The organism is Porphyromonas loveana, assembly GCF_003096695.1.
Taxonomy (GTDB): domain Bacteria; phylum Bacteroidota; class Bacteroidia; order Bacteroidales; family Porphyromonadaceae; genus Porphyromonas; species Porphyromonas loveana.
On the sequence record NZ_QEKY01000014.1, the window covers coordinates 1 to 22,812 of the forward strand.

14 protein-coding genes, 1 tRNA gene and 1 pseudogene are annotated in these 22,812 nt (G+C 53.3%); 4 read left to right on the plus strand and 12 right to left on the minus strand.

All coding sequences use genetic code 11. From position 1 onward, the window contains the following. The 4 genes and pseudogenes from C7382_RS10100 to C7382_RS07975 form a co-directional block, all read left to right on the plus strand. Positions 1-402 (plus strand): annotated as a pseudogene (locus C7382_RS10100) (DUF6261 family protein); the annotation flags it as partial. Positions 403-709: 307 nt separating this feature from the next. After that, on the plus strand, positions 710-1,996 hold the full coding sequence (locus tag C7382_RS07965) for a DEAD/DEAH box helicase (RefSeq protein ID WP_116679759.1): 1,287 nt from the start codon (positions 710-712) through the stop codon (positions 1,994-1,996). Between the two features lie 99 nt (positions 1,997-2,095). Further along, positions 2,096-3,286 (plus strand): AI-2E family transporter, encoded by a 1,191-nt coding sequence (locus C7382_RS07970; RefSeq protein WP_116679760.1) that lies wholly within the window; start codon positions 2,096-2,098, stop codon positions 3,284-3,286. Between the two features lie 48 nt (positions 3,287-3,334). Next, positions 3,335-3,407: transfer RNA gene (locus C7382_RS07975), tRNA-Lys, on the plus strand. A 180-nt stretch (positions 3,408-3,587) separates the two neighbouring features. On the opposite strand, the gene tamL is transcribed toward C7382_RS07975, so the two are convergent. From tamL to C7382_RS08035, 12 genes are all read right to left on the minus strand, one after another. Then, a complete protein-coding gene (gene tamL, locus C7382_RS07980; protein WP_116679761.1) occupies positions 3,588-5,915 on the minus strand; it encodes a translocation and assembly module lipoprotein TamL in 2,328 nt (775 codons plus the stop codon). Positions 5,916-5,932: 17 nt separating this feature from the next. Beyond that, complete coding sequence (locus C7382_RS07985) at positions 5,933-10,732, minus strand: translocation/assembly module TamB domain-containing protein (protein ID WP_116679762.1); 4,800 nt, start codon at positions 10,730-10,732, stop codon at positions 5,933-5,935. Positions 10,733-10,818: 86 nt separating this feature from the next. Beyond that, on the minus strand, positions 10,819-11,760 hold the full coding sequence (locus tag C7382_RS07990) for a ribose-phosphate pyrophosphokinase (RefSeq protein WP_116679763.1): 942 nt from the start codon (positions 11,758-11,760) through the stop codon (positions 10,819-10,821). Between the two features lie 187 nt (positions 11,761-11,947). After that, positions 11,948-12,994, minus strand: coding sequence for a DUF6261 family protein (locus tag C7382_RS07995; protein ID WP_116679764.1), 1,047 nt, complete (start codon positions 12,992-12,994; stop codon positions 11,948-11,950). Between the two features lie 614 nt (positions 12,995-13,608). Beyond that, positions 13,609-13,989: a RidA family protein gene (locus C7382_RS08000; RefSeq protein ID WP_116679765.1), complete on the minus strand. Its 381-nt coding sequence runs from the start codon at positions 13,987-13,989 to the stop codon at positions 13,609-13,611. Between the two features lie 26 nt (positions 13,990-14,015). After that, a complete protein-coding gene (gene rlmB / locus C7382_RS08005; protein WP_116679766.1) occupies positions 14,016-14,765 on the minus strand; it encodes a 23S rRNA (guanosine(2251)-2'-O)-methyltransferase RlmB in 750 nt (249 codons plus the stop codon). Continuing rightward, positions 14,762-16,417, minus strand: coding sequence for a DNA repair protein RecN (recN, locus tag C7382_RS08010; protein ID WP_116679767.1), 1,656 nt, complete (start codon positions 16,415-16,417; stop codon positions 14,762-14,764). Before recN ends, rlmB begins: the two co-directional genes overlap by 4 nt. Positions 16,418-16,430: 13 nt before the next feature. Then, on the minus strand, positions 16,431-17,339 hold the full coding sequence (porD, locus tag C7382_RS08015) for a type IX secretion system protein PorD (RefSeq protein ID WP_116679768.1): 909 nt from the start codon (positions 17,337-17,339) through the stop codon (positions 16,431-16,433). Beyond that, positions 17,336-18,550 carry a bifunctional phosphopantothenoylcysteine decarboxylase/phosphopantothenate--cysteine ligase CoaBC gene (gene coaBC, locus C7382_RS08020; protein ID WP_116679769.1) on the minus strand — a complete coding sequence of 405 codons (1,215 nt, stop codon included), beginning with the start codon at positions 18,548-18,550 and terminating at the stop codon, positions 17,336-17,338. The genes porD and coaBC overlap by 4 nt, the downstream gene beginning before the upstream one ends. Positions 18,551-18,571: 21 nt before the next feature. Further along, positions 18,572-19,351 carry a 3'-5' exonuclease gene (locus C7382_RS08025; protein ID WP_116679770.1) on the minus strand — a complete coding sequence of 260 codons (780 nt, stop codon included), beginning with the start codon at positions 19,349-19,351 and terminating at the stop codon, positions 18,572-18,574. 13 nt (positions 19,352-19,364) lie between these two features. Continuing rightward, entirely contained in the window at positions 19,365-20,498 is a 1,134-nt protein-coding gene (gene dnaN, locus C7382_RS08030; protein WP_116679771.1) for a DNA polymerase III subunit beta, read from the minus strand. A gap of 152 nt (positions 20,499-20,650) precedes the next feature. Further along, positions 20,651-22,630, minus strand: coding sequence for a urocanate hydratase (locus C7382_RS08035; protein ID WP_116679772.1), 1,980 nt, complete (start codon positions 22,628-22,630; stop codon positions 20,651-20,653). Positions 22,631-22,812 lie beyond the last annotated feature (182 nt).

Genomic DNA, 22,812 nt, shown 5'->3' on the forward strand with positions numbered 1-22,812 from the left:
TCGCTCCTCGATCTGGAGCCTGACGCTGCCATCGAAGCGTTGGTGAATCGCTATAACGCCCTTGTGCAGAAGTTGAAGATCGAACTCAAACGTCGATCTGCAACAGGAGCTGCCGCGACAGCCAAGCGCAAAGCGGAGACAGAGGAACTGCTCCGTCCCCATCTGGAGGAGCTGAAAGAAGTGGAAAATCTGTCCGAAGCGCGATTCGCAGGGCGCTCCATCGGCACGGGGAAGACGCGCTGCTACCTGATAGCAGTAATAAAAGAGCACGGAGTGGTAGAAGATCGTTGGTACCGCGCGAAGGGCAAGCAGTTCCTCCTCGTGCCCGACTCCAAACTACCCAAGCCCAGAAAACGAAAAAAGAAAGCCAACCTCACTGCGCCAGACAGCGGGAACGTATGAGCAACGATCTGCGTCTGTAGGAGAGCGTGTCAAAAATGAAAATCTTGATGCAGCCTCAGAGGTTGTGTTAGAAAGGGTGAAATACAAGGCACTGAGAGTGAGGGCGATGGGAGTATACTCAAGTATATGACCGAACCCGAATCTCGAAAGCAATGCTGCAGTTCGCCCTTATGACACAACCTCCTACAGGATCCGAATATCCCTGTTCAGAACTGCACAAAGGGATAAATGCGCATGTCAGCAGGAAGTTGTATATAAATAATTAGAATAGACGTACTTTTGTAGGTACACATGATAAGTATTACATATGCGTTTTGACGAATTAGACTTAGGAGATGAGGTATTGGATGGTCTCGATGCCATGAATTTCATAGAGACGACCCCCGTACAGGCGGCTACGATCCCTCCCTTATTGGAGGGACGCGACATGATCGCTTGCGCCCAGACGGGTACGGGCAAGACGGCCGCTTATCTACTCCCCATCCTGGATAGGCTGAGCACCGGCGAGTTCTCCTCCGATGTAGTCAATGCCGTCATTATGGCTCCCACACGCGAACTGGCTCAGCAGATCGACCAACAGGTGGAGGGCTTCTCCTACTTCATGCCCGTCTCGGCCGTAGCGATATACGGCGGTACGGACGGCATCGCCTGGGAGCAGCAACGCAGAGGCATGGCCATGGGGGCGGATATCGTGATAGCAACGCCAGGGCGACTGATCTCGCACCTGAATCTCGGTTCTGCCGACCTCTCACACGTGTCCTATTTCGTCTTGGACGAGGCGGACAGGATGCTCGACATGGGTTTCTTCGACGACATTATGCAGATATACAAACAACTGCCGGAGAGCTGTCAGACGGTGATGTTCTCGGCGACGATGCCTCCGAAGATCCGCAAGCTGGCCGCATCCATCCTGAAAGATCCGGTAGAAGTGGAGATCGCCATCAGCCGTCCGCCGGAGAGCATCATGCAGAGCGCATACATCTGTCACGAGGCACAGAAGCTACCCATCCTCCGCCGGCTCTTCGAAGAGTCGGCTCCGAAGCGCACGATCATCTTCGCCTCGGCCAAACTCAAAGTGCGTGAGCTGACGGCTACATTGCGTAAGATGGGCTTCAATGTGGCGGATATGCATTCCGATCTGGAACAAACTCAGCGCGAACAGGTGATGCGCGACTTCAAGAACGGATATGTGGATGTACTCGTGGCTACAGACATAGTGGCTCGCGGTATCGACATCGACAATATACGCGTAGTCATCAACTACGACATCCCACACGATCCCGAGGACTATGTGCACCGCATAGGACGTACGGCTCGTGGCACAAACGGGGAGGGGCTGGCCATTACTTTCGTATCGGAAGAGGAGCAATCGGACTTCCACAAGATCGAATCGTTCCTCGGCAAGACCGTGTACAAATTGCCGATCGATGCCGAACTGGGCGAGACGCCGGCCTATGAGCCACAGAAGCGTCGATCCCGCCGCAGCGGAAGGCCGGAGGGCAACAAAGGAAGAGAACACGGTGGTGACAAAGGCGACCGAGGGGGAGCATTGCCGGACCGACGCCGACGCGCCAGAAACAACAGGAAGAAGTAAGCTCTACACCCGCTGTTTCCCCGAAAAGACCGGATGAGTCGCAAAAAAAAATTATTTTACAGGACATTATTACTCACACCGCCTAATCGATGATAGCTTATGAGAGGTTTTTTTGACAAAGAGTTCACGTTTGATCGCACGGTTCGCGTATTCTTCATCCTCTTACTGGTAGGAGGGATCATGGCTGTGGTCTATGGCCTGAGGGGAATCCTCATACCTTTCTGCTTGTCGTGGATATTCGCTTATGTGCTGATGCCTCTTGTGCGATTCGTGCAGTATCGGCTCCATCTGAAGTTTCGCTTTCTGTCGGTAATCGTGGTGCTGGCATTATTATCGGCATTGGTCGTCACTGCTGTTCTTTCACTCGTGCCGGCTGTACAGGAGGAGGTGAACAAGACGATCATCATGCTCCAGCAGTACAACATTGATGAGAATCTGCTGAATATGCTGCCACCACAAGTGCGTAAGCTGCTCGAAGGAAACCTCAATGATCTCTTCCGCAATATCTCGCATGAGAATCTGATAGAGACCGGTCGTGAGCTGCTCACACAAGTCGGCAAACTCGTATCCGGCACGATTAGCATCTTCAGCTACACGACTGTGGCCTTCATTGCATTGCTGTACTTCATCTTTATTCTGTTCGACTACGAAAAGCTCGCCCAAGGCTTCGTCCGACTATTCCCGCTGGGTCACCGAGGACGTGTGAAAAGCATCATCAACGATGTGGACGGCTACATGAACAGCTATTTCCGCGGACAAGCATTGATAGCCCTGTCTGTGGGCATATTGCTGTCTATTGGCTACAAGATCATTGATTTCCCGTTGGGTATTACGCTCGGGCTTTTCATCGGCTTGCTCAATCTGATCCCTTATCTCCAGATTGTAGGGATAGTCCCCATCATCTTCCTCTCGCTGCTCAAAGCCGCCCAAACGGGGCAGAATTTCTTCGTTATACTGGCTCTTGCATTCGGTGTATTGATGGCCGTGCAGGTGATACAGGACACGATACTGACGCCGAATATCATGGGAAGAAAAATGGGCATGTCCCCAGCCATGATCCTGCTCTCGATCTCTGTGTGGGGCAGCCTCATGGGCTTCTTCGGGCTCTTCGTTGCCTTGCCACTGACCATGTCTCTCTATTCGATCTATAAGCGTTATGTCCTCGAAGATCCCGAATTCATCAAAGAAGAGGATGAGGACAGGATCGCGAAAAGGAAGGCCATAGAGAGGGTCAAAAAGATGGCCTCGGGGGAGAAAAAAACGGACAATTACTTGGACAAACCGGAATAATGATTACATTTGCACCGCGTTTCTGCAAAGCGGAGCGCTTTTAAGGCTGAATCGCTAGCTCAGTAGGTAGAGCACATCCCTTTTAAGGATGGGGTCCTGGGTTCGAACCCCAGGCGGTTCACAGAAAGAGGTGGACAATCATCAGATTGTCCGTCTCTTTATTATTTTGTAGATCAGCCTCGAAGGAAGGTTTTGAGATGCAAGGCGCTGAGAGCAAGGGAGAAGGGAGTATACTTGAGTATATGACCGAACCCGTGGCTCGAAAGCAACGCAGCAGGTCGCCCTTTATAACGTAACCGAATTAGAAGGGATAGCCTACTGCAAAATGATATCCTATAGCATCCTTAAAACGAGGGATATTGTAGTAGCCCTTCCTGCCCGTATTGTAGGGCATATGGAGACCAAAACCCACATCGAAACGAACGACAAGGAAGGTGAGATCATAGCGCACTCCAACGCCGGTGCCCAGGGCAATACTATTAAGGAAATTACCAATCGATCCGACTTCAGCAAGCGAACCGCCCGGACGCGTTTGATCCTCACTCAACAGCCAAATGTTGCCTGCATCCAGAAAAACAGCTCCGTGCAAATCGCCGAAGAGCTTGCCGCGATACTCCACATTGGCCTCTAACTTGAATTCTCCCACCTGATCCAGATAGGAATAAAGGTTGTCGGCATTGGGCACGAATCGGCCCGGACCGATACTGCGCACGGTAAAGGCTCGAATACTATTGGCACCGCCCACATAGAACTGTTCGTTATACGGAGCCACCTTCATATTCCCATAGCTGTAGATAATGCCCGAACCGACGCGTGTGGCCAACGACTGATTGCGGTCGATTATATAGGTATATCGTACCTCTCCGGTGGCTTTGATAAACTGCGAGAAGGGTACTCCGATAAAGTTCTTCGTCTCATTGTATTTCTTGCCGGCTGCGAGATAGACAAGATTGAGGAGGTTGCCCGCTTCGTATAGACCAAACTGCATCCAAAGTTGGTGCGGACTCTTCGCGGAGGTGGAGCGATTGAAGGTATAGGTGTAGCCCATCTGAGGGACAAACTGACTCTGGAGACTAAGCAAGAGGGGCGGATTGTCTGCCGTGATGGTCTGGAAAGCCTCGCTCTGATTGCCCAACATATTGTAGCTGAACTTCAACGGGATGATATTATGACGGTGCTCCTTGGAGGGCTGGAACTCATAGTTGGCAGAGAATCCGAACGAATACATGCTGAAGTAATGCGCTCTGTTGAGCGCCGATGCCGATACTTGGAACGTGGTCGTCGTGGGGTAATAGTAATACCGATCTAGCAATCCGGGGAAAACGATGGAGGGGAAAGAGAGATTGAGACCTGTGGACAAGCTATACGAATTGATGTCGATAAAGCTATTGCTACTGCCTTCGGGGCGGCTTGTCGTTTCCCATTCGTATGAGCCACCTATATTCCATGAGAGATTCTCTCCTCCGCCAAACACATTGCGACGAGCCAGTGTAAAATTGAGTCCAGGGCCGATGAAGTCATTGCTCTTAGTCTTGAACAACGCTTCCAACGATGCATCCCACGGCTTGTCGAGGGTCGTGAGGAGGCGCACATCGAGCGTATCGGACAGGGAGTCGCGACGGGAGAAATTAAGATCAATAACAGAGAAAGCTCCGAGACGAGCCAAGGACTTGCGCGTCACATCCTCGTCCGTCTGTCGGTACAGATTGCCGGAGAAGAAACGAAAACGCTCGGCCAAGACATTCGGGCGCACCGGCATCTTATGGTGGTAGAAAATCTGCATATCACCGACTACGAGCGAGTCTGTAGGCGGCTCCGCATTCTGCCCCAACAGCACGGTCGTGCGCTTACCGATCCGCCACGGATGCAAGGCTTGAGGAGATGTTTCTGGAGACAGTTTGGTGCGCAGGGTCACTGCACCCGGGACAAGGAGGGTATCGGCTTCGTATATAATGTCCTGCGATCGGAAGAAGTAGTAACCGTTGTCTCGCAGCATGGAGCTGATCGTCTGCCGTTCTTCCTGCAGTCTGGCCAGACTGAACTGATCCCCTTTGCGAATAAGCGACGGACTTGCTCTGCGAGCAAGGATACTGTCGGGGAAAGTTGTGACCGGCAACGGGATGATGCTGTCATACCGATAAGGCGCACCCATATCAATCGTATAGGTCACTTTGGCCTTGAGAGAATCTTTAGGCAACGTAGTGATGAGGCTTTCCACTCCGGCATTGAAGTAGCCGTGCTCGCGAAGAATATTCGTGGCCACCTTCGACCGATTGTTGGCTTTGACGTGGCTGATGAAGACGGGTTTGGCGGCAAACTTGTCGAATATCCATTTGGAGATAACCGAAGAATCGCCTACAAAGCTGTTGTAAATCCACATACCGAAGGGAACTTTCGGCAGCGATGCACTGGTGCTACCGAATATAGCACCGTTGGGCACCACCTTGAGCGTTGCCTCGACCTCGGAAAGGGCTTGCTGTCCGGCATGACTCTTGTCCAATTGGTTGATCTGCGTCTTGCCCATCCCGATGTATAACTGTTCGCCTTCGGGCAGATGCTTCGTCGTCGAACAAGCCACGGCCAACATAATCAAAAGGCATAGGGCGGATATTTGCCGGATTCGTTTCATATCGGATAGGGTTACAATCAGTTAGCAGCCTCTTCAGGGATGGCTGTCGTCTCCTCTTTTGGCTTGAGCGCTTCGACCGTCGTCGAGGGCTTCGTCTCTTTCTTTTTATTCCCGAAGCGGAAAAGATCGGACAAGCGTGCCAACTTCCTACTGATCACGTAACCCACACCCGTCTCGGTGATTTCTCCTTCGAGGAGGTTCTCGTTATTTTTCTTGTGGAAGAGCTTGAGGTGCTGTGCTCCGGCCTGATCCAAGCGATACTCCAGAGCCACGTTGTCCACCAAACTCCTGTCCTTATTCGTCGGGATGTTCGAACCGGAAGCGACAGCTCCTCCTATGACCACACGGATGCGGTTGTTATAGAACTGCTTGCTGAAGCTGTAGGTGAAGTCGGTGTAGGTGCCGGAGCCGTCTGTGCCGTCATGATTCTCCATACCGATGTTCAGACCCGAACCCTCGAACACCTTGCCGAGGGCACTATTGATCATACCCTGCGCATAGCTGCTGAGCGCATTGTCGAAGCTAAACCCGGCCGACTGAGAGGCCAAATAAGTACCCGTGGCCAACAGGCCGATAGCCTGCTTGGATCGCTCTTCGGCTCCCATCCCTTGTAGCTGAGACTGAATGGTAATATCCTCGGGAGCCTCCACATCGAAGGCCAAATCCATATGCGTGAGTGTCTCTTTGACGATGACACCCACGTCGAAGTTCACCTTGCGGGTCGTCTTATTGCCACCGTCCATCACATCGGCACGCACTCGTTGCACGGCCTTGAAATTGACATACGGGTCTTGTACGTTGCCGCTCCACTGCACATAGCTGGACGGATCGATGGTGAAGACTTGCTTGCCCACGACGGGAAGGGTATAGACCATCTTACCTCCCCCGCTCATTTCATAACGTCCAGTCATACTCATCTCACCGAAAGCCGGCATTGAGAAAGAAAGGTCGCCGCCACCCTGCAGATCCAAACGATCTTGAGTACCGGACGAAAGATCTACCCCGAACTCCACCACCGGATCGATATGGATGCGGAGCAACAGATCCATACCGCCGAACGTCCTCTCTTTGTCTATATCGGACTGCGAAGGCATGACGATCGTATCGCTAAAGTCAATGAAGCTCACCACATCGCCCATCATACTCTCGGTTCCGAGGTCCACATCCGTATATACATAGGTACACGAAGTGCCTCCGTGGATGTCCAGCGAACCACGAATCGTCATCGCATCCAACGGCCCGCGCAGCAAGAGATTTGTTGAGGCTATGAGCTTGCCGTATAGGAGATCGCTCTGGCTCTTCTTAGAGTTGAGCATCGTCATATTATCTGCTTTGACTTGCAAAGCTGCCGTCATGGCTCTGGCTCCGGTGAGGATGATCTCCCCATCCACACTGAGGCCTTCCTTCTCATTCTGTCGGGCATGTACCAGATAGTTGTCGAAGATCAGTTTGTGCCGATCGAACACCAACGGTTTTTCCGAGAAGTAGAAAGTATTACCCACCATCGGAGAGAAGAACGAAGCCTTGCGCATGGCCAGATTGCCATCGATCAGCGGAGCATCTGCCTTGCCTTTGATCTCCAGTTCTCCATCCATGAAGCCGGCAAGAGACCCGCGCTCGGCTCCTATGAAAGGATTGGCGATGGCCAGCGGGAAGCCGTTGAGCATGGCCTTGATATCGAAGTTGTTGTTGCGGTCCTCGGCGTGATAGATGCCATCGATATTGAGAGCTGGATTTCCGTTGTAACTAATTTCGGCGGTGAGGTAATGCGAGTCGTTATTTCGTGGTTCATAGAAGAGAGACGAGGCGATGTTGCCGATGGGCTTGCCCTCGTATGCAAGGTTGTTGACCGAAACGTCGCCCGTCGCGGTGAGAGTGCCGCCTGCTCCGCCCGTACGCGACAGACGGGCATAAGCGAAGAGACTGCCGGCCATATCGGGGAGCGGAGTCAAACGTGCGTATTGCTGCAGACGCAGGTTGCGGATATTGACGTTGATCTCCTCCATATCCGCAATGGTATCGGTGGTGAAGACGGACAGATACTGCTTGTCCGCGCTCGTCAGCTCCAGATTGGCAAAGAGTCGTTCGTCGCTACTGCGATAGAAGATGCGGTTGTTTTCATTGGCGGTAAAATGGTTGTACGCCAATACGACCGGTTCGGTATCCATGACATTGATCCCCATGCCCCCTTCATTCCAGAAGCCGTGCAAACCGAGACGATAGGCTTCCTGCTTGGCTCCGTCGGCGAGACTCAGTCGCACGTCGACGCCTTGGAGCGTAGCGTCGGCCACTATCCGGCCGTACATAGCCGGCTGGCGACGATAGCGACTCTTGTCCACGGAGAGCGTCAGGCGCAGCACCCGATCATAGCTATTGAGGATGGAGTCCGGCACATAGGCGAGTTCAACCGAGTCGGGCGAGAGTACGCCGTACTGGGACAGCGTGGCCAAATCGAGACGAATGCGATCGATACGAATCGTGTCGCGCTGGAAACCCTGCATCTCCACAAAACCCTCCAATCCCCTCTCGGGCGTTGCCGTCAGTTGCGTTTGGATGGTGGAGAAGATCATCCCGTTCACCTCCATATAGTCGCGAAGCGGATTGTAACGCCTGGCTTCCATCGTGAAGGAGGTGTGAGGCAACTCTCGGATAACTTCGGATAGTCGCAAGCGGTGGATGGAGTCGCTGCGCATGGCTTCCATCTTTTTGCCCAGAGATTCGGATATGGCTGTCACAGCATTGATGCCTTCGCCCACACGGAGAGCCATCTTCAAGTCTCCGGAGGAAACATCGAGACGGATGCTGTCGGGGTCGGTATCGGCCAAAATGTCTATTCGGTCCAGATTGACACGATAGCGCTCCAGACGCATGAAACACTTGGGCATCGAGGCTTCGAATCGGTGCGTTTGGTCGAGGTCGCTCTTGAGATGCCCTTCGAGGATGAAGTTTGTGGAGAAGGTGGTATCGGCAAGTCCCAGCGCATTGAAGTTCGCCGAGTCCATCCGCACCATGACAGAACCGTCGAGCAGGTTCCTACCCAACAGGGCATCCAACTGTATACTGCCGTTGAGGAGGGAATTGGTACTATTGAACGAAGCGAAGAGACTCCCCTTCTCCAGTGCCGCATCGAAGGTGATGCTGTCGAGCTTGTACCCCTTCCAGTCAAGGGTGTGGATCGAAACGTTGGCCTGCGCCACGTTCTTGGTATTGAAAAGATCGAAACCTCGCCCCTCGGCATGGAGCGTAGCCACGACCGGTCCGATGCTGTCCTTGGGCATAAAGGCACGAAGGTCCAACCCGTCCACCCGCATATCGGCACGATACTTATCCGAGCCCATGATATAATCCCCGTCCAGACTGATGCTGCCGGAGCGTTCCGTAAGCGTCACCTTACCGCTATACATACCGCGGCGGATGTTGAGCTCGGCAGCGACAGTCATACCCGCCGGTATGGCAAACCGTTCGTACAACGCTTTGTCATAGAAAGCCAAAAGGCCCGAAGCATTCTGATGAAATCCGACATTGAGTGTAAAATTGCCGGCACGGCGACGGTCGTCGAGGACTTTGGTGAAGAGACCGCCACCGTCCATATCGGCCATTCCTTCCCAGAAGAGGGACATATGCTCCACGGTCAGTTCGTCAAGCGAGCCGAAAGTCGATATAGCAATTGATATGGGCGTCTCGGGATAGCGTACAAGTCTGCGCGAAGGGAGTTGGAAGTTTTCGCCTGCCAGATAGTGAATATCCTCCAAGTCCAACGAAGCTTCGAGGTCCAATTCCATCACGGCAGTCGGATCTTTATCGAAAAGGCTCCACGGCAGTCGGGCATCGCAGGAAATACGGCTGTTCTCCGTATCCAAGGCGAAGCGGGAGAGATAGATGCCGAAGTCATCCATCCGATAATTGCCCGAGAGACGTCGCAGCGTCAGACGATCGCGTTCGCGCAAGGACCCGTTAACGATCCGGAGCTCCAAATCGCCATCGTGGAAACAAATATCCTTGGCTTGCAAGGCCACAGCGCTCAGCCCGATGTGACGATAGTCGAAGGCATCGGGCATGGGCGTGGAGTCATCCGTGTCGTAAGTGAGATTCGTCCCGCCCCCTATCTCCACCATCCCAACGTTGTAGAGCATATCGGCTACGTCCATCTTGGCATCGGCCACGGCGGCTTGCCCGATGTAGGTCTTGAGGTATAAGCTGTCGAGGGGCATTTCCACCCGCGCGGTGACGCGGTTGAGATCGATTCGGTCGAGAGCAAGCTGCCAGTCGAAAGGCTCTTTCTTGGCCGTATCGGCAGCCGTTGTGTCCGCACTATAGAAGACGACGTCGGCATCGGACAGTTGCCATTGTCCCAAGCCCATGCGCTTACTTGCGGGGTCGAGAGCTATGTGTGCGCCCTCGATCAGAGCGGCTTTGAGCTTCAGGTCGGTGAGTCCGAGGCTGTCTTTATAGTGGATGGATGCATCATATAGGCCCAGCTCCGGCACCTCTACCTGTTTGTGCAGGAGGGGCAGGAAGGAGACTTGCAGACGCACTCGGCCGATGTCGGCCAACGTGTCGCCGTCGGCCTGAATGGCTGTGATGTCGCGGAGAGAGAGGTGCAACGGGAAGCCCAACCGGATCCGCCCTACACCGATCTGCATACCGGTGGCTTCGGAGGCCTTGCGCGCTGCTATCTCCACTGCCCATTGCTGTACGGGAGGGACATAAAGAAGTCCTGCCACGAGTAGCACGAGCAATAGTGGAGAGATCAGCACCCAGAAGAGGATGCGTCTCCAACGTAGCTTCTTGCGATCCGAGGCAGGACTGTCAGTCATACTGAGAAGTATCTTGTCCGATCAGCGGCGGAGTGTCAACTCTGCAGCACTGCTCCGAAAGAGTCCCGGAGCGACGGACGGTTTTTTTAGAAAGAGTAGAGAGTCGTGATGGACTCGTGGCAGCATACGCGGCGAATCGCCTCGGCGAAAAGATCGGCCACGGAGAGCACCTTTACTTTCTCGCACTTATGCGGATAGGGGATGGAGTCCGTGAAGATCATCTCACGCAGACTGGACTGATCCACACGCATCGATGCGGGATCGCTCATCACGGCATGGCTGGCGATGGCAGAGACGCTGCGCGCGCCGTTGCTCATCATCAGGTCGGCAGCCTTGGTGATGGTGCCTGCCGTGTCCACGATGTCGTCCACGAGCAGCACATCCTTGCCGCTGACGTCACCGATGATACGCATCTCGGCGATTTCGTTGGCTTTGAGGCGGCTCTTGTGACAGATCACCATCGGCACGCCGAGGTGCTTGGCATAGCTATTGGCACGCTTGGTACCGCCTACGTCGGGCGTAGCCACAACGAGGTTCTCGAGCGACATATTCTTACGGATATGCTCGATGAAAACAGAGGAGCCGTAGAGGTGATCCACCGGCACGTCGAAGAAGCCTTGGATCTGATCGGCATGGAGGTCCATCGTGATGAGGCGGGTGATACCGGCCTTGCTGAGCAAGTCGGCTATCAGCTTGGCACCGATGGATACACGCGGCTTGTCCTTTCTGTCCTGTCGCGCCCATCCGAAGTAGGGGATAACGGCTGTGATGTAGTGAGCAGAGGCACGCTTGGCGGCGTCGATCATCAGGAGCAGCTCCATGAGGTTGTCAGCCGAAGGGAAGGTGGACTGCACGAGGAAGACATCGCGACCGCGGATGCTTTCCTCATAAGAAACGGCAAATTCGCCATCGGCGAAATGCTCGATATTCATGCGCCCCAACGGGCAACCCAGACTGTTGCAAATCTTCTCTGCAAGGTAACGCGACTTGGTACCCGAGAAGACAGAAAAGTTGTTTTCGTTGTTCATCTTTTACGTATGCTGTAGTGTTAATCTCTCCGTAATTTTTGCCCCGAGCATCTGCGCCTCGACATGCACGACACGTGGCTCTCGTCCTGCTTGGTGCAAAAGTAATACTTATTATGTGTGATTGAGCATTTGTCGCGGGCTTAAATCCGTGCACACGAGGCCCCGCCACATCGGGGCGCGAGCTGCGTCACAGGCCTCCGCCGATGGAGCCTTCCGCTCCTGCGTCGTGACCGCCCGCGCTCGGCGACGAAGCGGAAGGCGTAGCCGGCAGGATAACGTTATGGACAGGCTTCTTCTTTTTCTTCGGTTTGGGCAATTGCTCTTCGGGGACGAAGACGAGCTCGTCCTGCTCCACTCGGCACCATTCCTCCCGCTCGTCTCCGTTGGCTGCGATGATCGTAACGAGGTAATGGCGAGCCTTTCCCTTGCCGATGGTGCGCCCCGCAAAGATGGCCGAAGCGACTTCTTCACGGACCAGCTCGGCGAGCTTGGGCGCGAGCAGCTTTTCGATTTCTTCGCGCCGTTTCTGCGTCGCTGCATCGCCAAAAGCAGTGCGACGGGCGAGAAGCACACGACGGTTGGAGACGAGTCGATTGTATAGACTGATGAGCGTCGTAATGGTGGCACTCGGCTCCAGGTCGTCGATGGATTGCATGCGAAGCGTAACGGCAGCGAGACAACGATCCGTCTCGGCTCGATGAGGTTTGATATTATTGCCTCGACGATAGTCCGAATTTAATCGTTTGAGAAAAGAATCGGCAAAGGCCGTATTAGCTTCCTCCAAACGCTTGAGGGCGGACTCGACGGAGAGCTTCCGAACTAATGATTGGATGGAACTCTCCTTGATGTCGGTGAGGAAATTCTCGATGGCAGCCGTCCTCTTGTCATAATTCATCCGGTTCAGATTGCCATATCGGTGCATGATCTCTTCTACCTTCTTGGCAGCTTCACGGAGCTTGCCGTCGCTATCGATCGTATAAGAACGAATGCGCCACCTGATCGATTGATACGCCGCGATTCGTTCGCTGTCGAAGGAGATAATCGTCGGCGTCATTTCGTCCGATATGGGTGGATTCAGAGCCAAATCTTCCTGCGCAATGGCTTTTTCCAGCGGATCGAGCACCAAATTCAGCTTCGCGATATTCGCTTGTCGGCAGAGGGTCAGCACATTCTTGGCGAAGCGATAATGCTCCAAATTTTGGAGTCGCGTAATGGAGAAATACTCTACTTTCATATCCTCTTTAGTATTTGTTTTTATACGAGGGTCAAACAATCTATTTCCCGATCTAAAATCGAACGGCAATGGCTCTATGCCATCTGCACGGAGACAGAATCATGCTACTCTGTTTTCAAATTATTGGCACGAGACGAAAATCGGGCTACAATGATGCCATGCAGCTTGCAGGAGATGAAAATCATACTACAATCGTCTCAATCCATTTGCAAAGATCAAAATTCAGACTACAAAGATAAAAATATATGCTGCATGAGCCAAAAATCAAGCTACAATGATGCCCTGCAAAAGTATTTGAACCAAAATCAAGTTACAATCGTATTTTGCAAATGATTTGGGACTAAAATCAGGCTACAATGCCTCCATGTAAAGGACATGAGACTAAAATCAGGCTACAATCGATCTGTGCAGCTTGTTCTTGAACAAGAATCATACTGCAACGCATTACTGCATTCCGCTCGGGCAGAGCGTTTGCGAGCATGCTGTCAAAGCAAAAAGAATCGGAATAATCGGAGCTCTCCGCACCCCTCCCCCAAAAAGCACAGGCTGCGCCGTGGGGAATGACTCCCCGCCGGCGCAGCCTGTAGGCGAATGGCAAACGAATAAGTGTCCGCTTAGTCCTGAACGGCGACGAATTCGATTTCGACGAGACCGTTCTTCGGCAGCGTCTTCACGGCTACCGCCGAGCGAGCGGGGAACTGTCCGCTGAACTGCTTCTCATACACAGCATTCATGGCTGCAAAATCGCCCATGTCGGCCAAGAAACAAGTCGTCTTGACGATATGTGCCGTCGTGAGACCGGCCTCGGCGAGGATGGCATGAATGTTGCGGAACACCTGCTCCGTCTGCTCGGTAACGCCACCCGGGGCAAAGTCGCCCGTAGCGGGATCCAGACCGAGTTGGCCCGAAGAGAAGAGCATATTGCCTACCATGACTGCCTGACTATAAGGGCCGATGGCGGCCGGAGCATTCTTCGTACTGATTACTTTTTTCATTGTGTTTGGTTGTTTTTATTCGTTGATTAAACAGATGGGTTGAGCAGTTTGCGACGCAACACTTCGTACACGACGATGCCGGCTGCGACGGATACGTTGAGCGAACCGATGGTGCCTACCTGCGGAATGGCGACGATGTCGTCACTGAGCCGCAGCGTGTCGGCACTCGGCCCCACGTCTTCGGCTCCCATCACGATGGCGAGAGGAAGTTCCAGCTCGGCATCGGTATAGAGCCGCTCGGCCTTCTCGGAGGTGGCGACTACGCGCACACCATACTCCTGCAGCGAGCGAATGGCGCTCGGGATGGACGACACGCGACAGACGGGGATGCGGTGCAAGGCGCCGGCGGAGGTCTTGATGGCATCGCCGCCGACCGACACGCTTCCGCGCTCGGGGATGATGATGGCATCGACCCCTGCACACTCGGCCGTGCGAGCTATGGCACCGAAGTTGCGCACATCGGTAATCCCGTCCAGAAGTAAGAGAAACGGCGACTTGCCCTCCTCGTAGAGCATCGGCAGGAGTTGCTCCAGATGCGTGTATTCGATGGCCGAGAGGATGGCCACGATGCCTTGGTGATTCTTCGTCGTGAGCCTGTCGAGCTTCTCTGCAGGGACGTGCAAGACGGGCACGGTGCGCTCGGCAGCCAGACGCAGGATGGAGTCGGTTTGTTCGGTTTTGAGACCTCTTCGGATGAAGATCTTATCGATCTCCTTGCCAGCTTCGAATGCTTCTGCAACGGAGTGTAGGCCGAAAATGAGGGTATCGTTTTTCATTTTTCGAGAAGTTGTTGTGCTGCGGCCAGAGCCACGGCCGTGAGATTATTGCCGCTTTGCATCCGGGCGATTTCCTCTACACGCTCAGAAGGGGAGAGCTCGCGGATAAATGTATGCGTGCGCTCGTCTGTCTCTTCCTTATAGACGAAATAATGATGTGCCCCCCGCGCTGCTATCTGCGGCAGGTGCGTGATGGCGATGACTTGCATACCGCATCCCATCTGCTCCATGATGCGCCCCATGCGGTCGGCAATGTCGCCTGAGACGCCGGAGTCTATCTCGTCGAAAACGATGGCCGGGAGCGAAAGACGGTCGGCGATAAGCGCTTTGAGTGCAAGCATGAGACGGGCTATTTCGCCACCCGATGCTATCTGCGCCACGGGTTCGGGGGGTATCTGCTTATTGGCAGAGAAGAGAAATTCCACCTTGTCCGCCCCATGCGTACCGGGTTCGGCAGGCAGGACTGCGGCGCTGAAGCGCACCTGCGGCATGCCCAACAGGCTGAGCGTCCGGCTGAGAGCCTCCTCCACAGCTTCTGCAGAGCGGAGCCGCTCGGCGGTAAGCTCGGCAGCTCGTGCCAATACATCTTGATGCAACGCCCGGACGTCACCCTCCAGACGGGCTATGTCGTCAGCCCCTGCCGTGATGCTTGCGAGTCGTTCGCCCAGTTCGTCACGGATGGCGATGAGCGCTTGGGTGGTATCGGCACCATAGCGATGCAAGAGGGAGTGGATCAGATCGAGACGCTCCGTTATTTCGGCCAGACGCTCCGGCTCGTAAGAGAGATCGTCCGCTCTGCGACCGAGATCCGAGGCTATGTCGCTCATCTCGATACGCATTTCCTGTAGTCGCTGTCGATAAGCAGAGGCATCGGGATAATACTTCTCGATAGCAGCAAGCGCATCGTCGGCACGATGAAGCCCGAGCAAAAGTCCCTGCTCATCGTCGGACATCAGCGCATAGGAACGACTCAGTTCGCGTTTGATATCGAGAGCATGGGTGAGACGTTGCTGCTCTTCTTGGAGCTGCGTTTCTTCGCCCGAAAGGAGGTGTGCATTCTCCAACTGTTCGTAACGAAACTGCAGATAGTCTCGCTCCGAATCGGCCGCAGCGACAGCAGCGCGAAGTTCTTCGAGTTGCTTTTTCTTCGTCATATAAGCTCGATAGGCTGTACGATAGGCATCCGACAGCTCGGGTTTGCCGCTGTATATGTCGAGGACGTTGAGTTGGAAATAGCTGTCTCCGAGGAGGAGATTCTTGTGCTGCGAATGGATGTCGATGAGGAAATCGGACAATTCGCGAAGGGCTGTGAGCGGAGCGGGACTGTCATTGACAAAAGCGCGGCTCTTGCCTTTGGTGGAGATCTCGCGTCGTATCACACATTCCTCTGCATCGAAGTCGAGGTCGTAGCGATCGAGCACTGTCTCTATTTCAGGATCAAATCCGGTGAAACGCCCTTCTACGACACAGCGATCTTTTCCCGGCGCTATGGCTGATGTATCGGCACGCTGGCCGATGAGAAGGCCCAACGCTCCGAGGAGGATACTCTTACCCGCCCCCGTCTCTCCCGTGATGACAGAAAAGTTAGGAGCTAATTCGATATCAAGGTTATCAATGAGAACGTAATTAGCGATATGCAGCGAGGCCAACATCCCTGAGAGAGAATTAGTTTTTGAGAGGTTTGAGTTTGTTGTCCTGCGTCGGGAAGACCTTGTTGAGGAGTTTATAGGCGTCTTGCTTCTCGGCAGCATTGGCTTTGGACAGGATACTGACGACTTCGTCCAATTTCACCGAAGCAAAGACAGAAAACAACGGCGACATGGGACGAGCCTTGTAAACAGTTTCCAGCAAAGGCAGGAGTTCGATCACCGTCGTCCGTCCGCGGGTGGCATTAGCCACCATTTCGTCCAACGCGCGTCGGTGATACTCGTACCAAAAACGGCGCAAGGGCTCCATCTCCGCATCGTTCATCGCTTCGGCAAGGGCGTAGCGATTCCGATTGTTTTCGAAAGCCTTCCAGCCATTCCAATCCTGCTTGGCTTGTGCCCGAGCCACAATCTGCCGCATCGTAGAACGAGCTGCATTACCTCCCAACAGACTGAAGCTATCGAAATCGACGGCAAGGATGTAGTAAGCGTAAAAGACAACGGAGGCAACGAGATTGCTCTGTATATCGGTCTCGTTATACTCAATGGGATCAAATTGATTGTATTCGAAATTGACTTCCTGATCGCGCCACATGATCTGCGGAGAGTAATAGGAAGAATTGTACACAGGACGACGCGAGGTGATCAAGAGTTCGGCCTTGTACTGACTCTCATCTTTCACCTCGGTTAGATTGAGCGTAAAGGAACAGTCGATCCGCTCGGCGAAACTAAACGTAGCATTCGTCCATCGGGTCAGATTGAGGAGGTCATTGAGTTGGCGCTCCAAGGTTTTCAACGTTTCCATATTGGCGTTGCTTCCGAGGCGCTCGCCGTTCACAGTCACCTTGGCATTCAGTTCCTGTCCGGCCACAGAGGTGGTGGAGAAGAAAAAAAGCACACACAAATACCACCACAGTCTCGTTCTCATCCCAATCCCATTATATAGTCCACAATATCCTTGGCTACTTCTTTTTTACTCTTCAAGGGGTAGCTGGTCGCACGTCCTTGGCTATCGAAGATGGTGACCTTGTTCGTCGTTCCGCCGAAGCCTGCTCCTTTGTCGGAGAGAGAATTGAGGACGATTGCATCCAACTGCTTCGCTTTCATCTTGCGCATAGCTTCTTCCTCTCCCCTATCCGTCTCCAAGGCAAAGCCGATCATGCGCTGACCGAAGCGTTTCGTTGCTCCCAACGTAGCAGCAATATCGGGATTGGCCGTCAATCGGAGGTCGAAGTCTCCTTTCGTCTCACGCTTCATTTTCGTCTCTGCTTGTTCCATCGGGCGATAATCCGCCACTGCAGCCGAAAGGACAGTGATGTCTGCATCGAGGAAAGGAGCCCGACAAGCCTCCAACATCTCCACCGCACTTTCCACACGGACGAGGTCAATGCCTCCGACAGCGGGTTCTAACGACGTGGGACCAGAGACAAGCGTCACGCTCGCTCCGAGCTCAGCCAAACGTTCGGCCACACAATAGCCCATTCGGCCCGAAGAGTAGTTGCCGATAAAACGTACGGGATCCAATTTCTCGTATGTAGGCCCGGCAGTTACCAATGCCTTCTTGCCGAGCAAAGGCTTCTCTGAATCTTGCGCAAAGAAGGTTTCGAGAATTTCCACGATGCGTTCCGGCTCCTCCATTCGCCCTTTTCCGACGAGGTGACTGGCCAGTTCGCCCTCCGCAGGCTCAATGATATGATTGCCATAGGAGCGGAGTATGTCAAGATTGCCTTGTGTACTCGGATGTCTGAACATGTCCAGATCCATTGCCGGCGCAACGAAGACGGGAGCTTTAGCCGACAGATAGGTCGTCACTAACATATTGTCTGCTATGCCATGAGCCATCTTACCGATCGTGGAGGCTGTGGCAGGCGCTATCACCACGGCATCAGCCCACAAGCCGAGATCGACATGGCTATTCCAAGTCCCATCCCTTCCGGAGAAAAACTCGCTGATGACAGGCTTCGAGGTCAGAGCCGAAAGCGTTATCGGCGTTATAAACTCCTTACCGGCAGGCGTTATCACGATTTGCACTTCGGCCCCGCACTTGATAAGCAAGCGAGTCAAGACCGCAGCCTTATATGCTGCGATGCTTCCGGTGATGCCCAGGACAATATGTTTGCCGGCTAATGACGATACCATATTATATAAGGGGGCCTTTGTTTATTTGGTCTCGGGATTATTCAACGACAGACGCAAGCGGGTAAACTCCTGCTTCGTATTCAATGTAAAGTCTGCATCCATAATCCAACCATAATAGCCCATATCCGTACGTAGTACATCCAAGGCCTTGCGTCCGCGATACTTCCCGAAGTTGATAATGACGTTGTCATGCTCGTCATAGACCAGACGGCCGGCAAAGTCCACATTGCGTGACTGACGAGAGAAGTCGGCCAAGAATGCCATGTCATTCTCCAATGTCCCTTGATAACGATCCAGTTGAGCTTTGAACACATCATAGGTTGCACGCGTATCCGCTTCGGCCGAGTGAGCATTCTCCTGCGTTCGGTCGCAGTAGAATCGAGTAGCCGCCTCCAACGTACGAGGTTCCATCTTATGGAAAATCGTCTGCACATCAATCAGTTTTCGCCTACTGAGGTCAATATCCACTCCTGCTCGAAGGAACTCCTCTACCAGCATGGGCACATCGAATCGTATCGAGTTAAATCCTGCCAAGTCGCATCCCTCAATCCACTGGGCTAAGCTCTTCGCTACGGAACGGAACGGGGGACAATCTTTCACATCCTCATCCGAGATGCCGTGAATAGCAGTCGATTCGGGAGGGATGGGGCACTCGGGATTGATTCTTCGCGTCTTACTCTCCTCACTTCCGTCGGGCATCACTTTCAGAATCGAGATCTCGACGATTCTGTCGCGAACCAAATCAACCCCCGTCGTTTCGAGGTCGAAGAAGACAAGCGGATTCTTCAGATTGAGTTTCATGCGAGTCCGGTCTTTATTCCCCTATCAACTTCATGGGCAGAAGCAGATTGCACAAGCTGATACCCGGCTCGTTCTCCGCCGGCAGAATCAAGCCTGCACGAGTCTGGTCGGCCAGTGTTATGATCACTTCATCCGAAGACATTCCCTGCAGGATGGTCTGGAAGACATCCGACTTGAAGCCAATACGCATATTCATGTCTGCCGGACAATCTGCTGCCACGTGCTCCTCTGCAGCAACAGAGAAGTCAATATCATTGGCCGACAAGCGGATTCCGTCCGGTGTAAACTCCATACGCAGCATACTTGTGGCCGGATTGGAGAAGATAGCCACACGCTTCGCTCCCGAGAGAAGTTGCAGACGATCCACTTTCACTTCGTAGGGGTTGCTCGTCGGTATTACACTATTGTAATTGGGATAACGGCCTTCCAACAGACGAGCTGTGAGCGTATAGTCGCCCAATTCGATATGGAGATAGTTGTTGTCATACGTCAGCTGTACATTGCCTTCCAGCTTGGGCAGGACAGAGCGCAGGAGGAGACAAGCTTTTCTGGGCAGACAGAACGCACTACGTTGCGAGCTACGCACATTGGCATCCTCTTGCTTGACCAGAATTTGTCCGTCCGAGCCCACAAAGACGAGCTTATCCTCGAAGAAGTCCATATAGACGCCCGTCATGATAGGACGACGCTCATCCTGGCTCGTAGCAAAGAGTGTGGCCGAAAGACCACTCATCAGAGACTCGGCAGGCAGCACCGAGGTGATGGCGTCTTGTGACAAAGCCGCTGCCTGCGGATAGGTCGATGCATCCTGCACAACAAAGGTGTAGTGGCCATTGCTATAAGCGATTTGGGCAGCTTTGCTATCGGTATTCACTTCGAAGGCGATCGGCTGGTCGGGCAGCTCCTTGAGAGGTTCAAGCAGAATTCTTTCAGGAACGGCAAACGTACCATTCTCTCCTCCTATATTATTTACGGTGAGCTCTGTACTCATGCGATTAGCCATATCGGCTGCCGTAAGTCTCAACTTATCCCCTTCGAGTTCGAAAAGAACAGACTCCAGGATTGGCAGTGTGCTACGCGATGCTATCACGCGAGCAATCAACTGCAAATGCTGCAACATCATGTTGCTGGCTACTTCAAACTTCATTGTATCTATTTATTTTGGTTTTCTTACAAATGTAGGTGTTTTCCTACAACCAACAATTACCCTTTATCAATGGTTTCAGACAAAAAAGACTGTGCCGAGCGGAAGTTTACCTCACCTCCTCGGCACAGTTTTTATCCATGATCTCAGTCCTATCAGAGTATCGTATCGAGCAGATGTTCGTCCACCAGATACGGCAAGGTGATATGATAACCGTCGCCATGACTGGTATTGAACTCCTCACTTACCTGCATGGCATTGGGGTTGCGTGCCCATGAACGACGAGCCACACCGCCCATTACATCCCACAGCATAGCCGAACGCAGGATGCCGTCCACACGTTCCGAGCCATCGAGTACCATACCAAAGCCTCCGTTGATCGACTTGCCGATGCCCACACCGCCGCCATTGTGCAGTGCGACGAGGCTCATGCCGCGAGCAGCATTACCGGCAAAGCATTGTACAGCCATGTCGGCCATCACGTTACTACCGTCTTTGATGTTAGATGTCTCACGGAAGGGGCTGTCTGTACCGCTCACATCGTGGTGGTCACGTCCGAGCATGATGGGACCTACCTCACCGCGACGAACCATTTCGTTGAAACGGAGAGCGATGTTCATGCGACCGAGAGCATCTTGATAGAGGATGCGAGCCTGTGTACCTACAACGAGCTGGTTCTTCTCCGCATCGCGAATCCAAATCCAGTTATCACGGTCTTGCTCGCGCCTGTTCGGATCGATGCAGTCCATAGCTGCATGGTCGGTCTTGACCAGGTCTTCATGCTTACCGCTGAGGCAAACCCAGCGGAAAGGACCATAACCGTAGTCGAAGAGTTCGGGACCCATGATATCCTCTACATAGCTGGGCCAGATAAAACCGTCCTTATCATCGAAACCATTCTTGCTGATCTCCATGATGCCGCTGTCGTATATACTCTTCATGAAGGCATTGCCATAGTCGAAGAAGTAGGTACCGCGAGCCACAAGTGCCTTGACAGCTTCGAAGTGACGCTTGAGACCGAAATCGATCTGGCGACAGAACTCGTCGCGATCCTCCTTCAGCAAGCGCGTGCGCTCCTCGAACGAAAGCGTCACAGGACAGTAACCACCCTCATAAACGGCGTGGCAACTCGTTTGGTCGGATAGCAAATCAATGTGGATATTGGCACTGAGAGCATACTCAAGCAGATCCACCACATTGCCGAGGTAAGCGATCGAGCATGCTTCGCCCTTCTTCTGCGCTTCGGCAGCCATGCGGAATGCTTCCTCCTTTGAGTCCGTTCGGAACTTTACCCAGCCTTGTCCGTGGCGCGTGTCGATACGACTACTATCCACCTCTGCTGTGATGCTGACGGCACCGGCTATATCGGCGGCTTTGGGCTGAGCTCCACTCATACCACCAAGACCGCTCGTGACGAAGAGCTTACCGGCCAGATTGCCTCCCGTAGGGATATTGAGTCTCTGACGACCTGCGTTGAGGAGCGTATTGAATGTACCGTGTACGATACCCTGCGGACCGATGTACATCCAGCCGCCGGCAGTCATCTGACCATAGTTGGCCACACCCATCTGAGCGGCGACCTCCCAGTCTTTGATATTGTCATAGAGACCCACCATCATCGAGTTCGTGATGATCACACGTGGGGCTTCGGGTTTGGACTTAAAGAGACCCAGCGGGTGTCCGCTTTCGATCACGAGCGTCTGCTCATTGGTCATCTCTCGGAGGTATTGCATGATGAGACGGTACTGCATCCAGTTCTGACACACTTGGCCCGTCTCGCCATAGGTGACAAGTTCGTAGGGATAGAGTGCGATGTCGAAGCAGAGGTTATTGTCGATCATCACTTGGAAAGCCTTTCCTTCAATACAACGGCCTTCGTATTCGTCGATACTCTTAGCCTTGAGGTCACCCTCGGGGCGGTAACGATAGCCGTATATCTTGCCACGAGTCTTCAGCTCTTCGAGAAATTCGGGAGCCAGTTTTTCATGCAGCTCAACGGGGATATAACGGAGCGCATTCTTCAGTGCTGTACGTGTCTGTGCGGGAGTAAGACGGAAGCCGCGGTCGGGAGCGCGGCGGATTCCTGCCACGAAACTGGGGTAGGCAGGCAAGGTGTTGTCCAGAGTGAACTTCATTATTTGATGTTTTGTGGTTTGATTGTCTTGTCGTCGAAGGCGAATGCCCTTGCGCTAAGGCGGTGCCAAATTACCATTTTTTCGATCACCAAGCAAAAAAGAATCTCAGACGAGTCCTCCTTGCTCCATTCCCAAGAGCTATCAATTTCTTCAATAATAGAACAAGGAAAGACGTACCAAAA

Bases quoted from the DNA above. Each gene is read 5' to 3' on its own strand.
- C7382_RS07985 (WP_116679762.1), bottom strand. From the start codon at position 10,732: ATGACTGACAGTCCTGCCTCGGATCGCAAGAAGCTACGTTGGAGACGC.
- tamL (WP_116679761.1), bottom strand. From the start codon at position 5,915: ATGAAACGAATCCGGCAAATATCCGCCCTATGCCTTTTGATTATGTTG.
- C7382_RS07970 (WP_116679760.1), top strand. From the start codon at position 2,096: ATGAGAGGTTTTTTTGACAAAGAGTTCACGTTTGATCGCACGGTTCGC.
- recN (WP_116679767.1), bottom strand. From the start codon at position 16,417: ATGTTGGCCTCGCTGCATATCGCTAATTACGTTCTCATTGATAACCTT.
- rlmB (WP_116679766.1), bottom strand. From the start codon at position 14,765: ATGAAAAACGATACCCTCATTTTCGGCCTACACTCCGTTGCAGAAGCA.
- C7382_RS07965 (WP_116679759.1), top strand. From the start codon at position 710: ATGCGTTTTGACGAATTAGACTTAGGAGATGAGGTATTGGATGGTCTC.
- dnaN (WP_116679771.1), bottom strand. From the start codon at position 20,498: ATGAAGTTTGAAGTAGCCAGCAACATGATGTTGCAGCATTTGCAGTTG.
- porD (WP_116679768.1), bottom strand. From the start codon at position 17,339: ATGAGAACGAGACTGTGGTGGTATTTGTGTGTGCTTTTTTTCTTCTCC.
- coaBC (WP_116679769.1), bottom strand. From the start codon at position 18,550: ATGGTATCGTCATTAGCCGGCAAACATATTGTCCTGGGCATCACCGGA.
- C7382_RS08035 (WP_116679772.1), bottom strand. From the start codon at position 22,630: ATGAAGTTCACTCTGGACAACACCTTGCCTGCCTACCCCAGTTTCGTG.
- C7382_RS07990 (WP_116679763.1), bottom strand. From the start codon at position 11,760: ATGAACAACGAAAACAACTTTTCTGTCTTCTCGGGTACCAAGTCGCGT.
- C7382_RS08025 (WP_116679770.1), bottom strand. From the start codon at position 19,351: ATGAAACTCAATCTGAAGAATCCGCTTGTCTTCTTCGACCTCGAAACG.
- C7382_RS07995 (WP_116679764.1), bottom strand. From the start codon at position 12,994: ATGAAAGTAGAGTATTTCTCCATTACGCGACTCCAAAATTTGGAGCAT.
- C7382_RS08000 (WP_116679765.1), bottom strand. From the start codon at position 13,989: ATGAAAAAAGTAATCAGTACGAAGAATGCTCCGGCCGCCATCGGCCCT.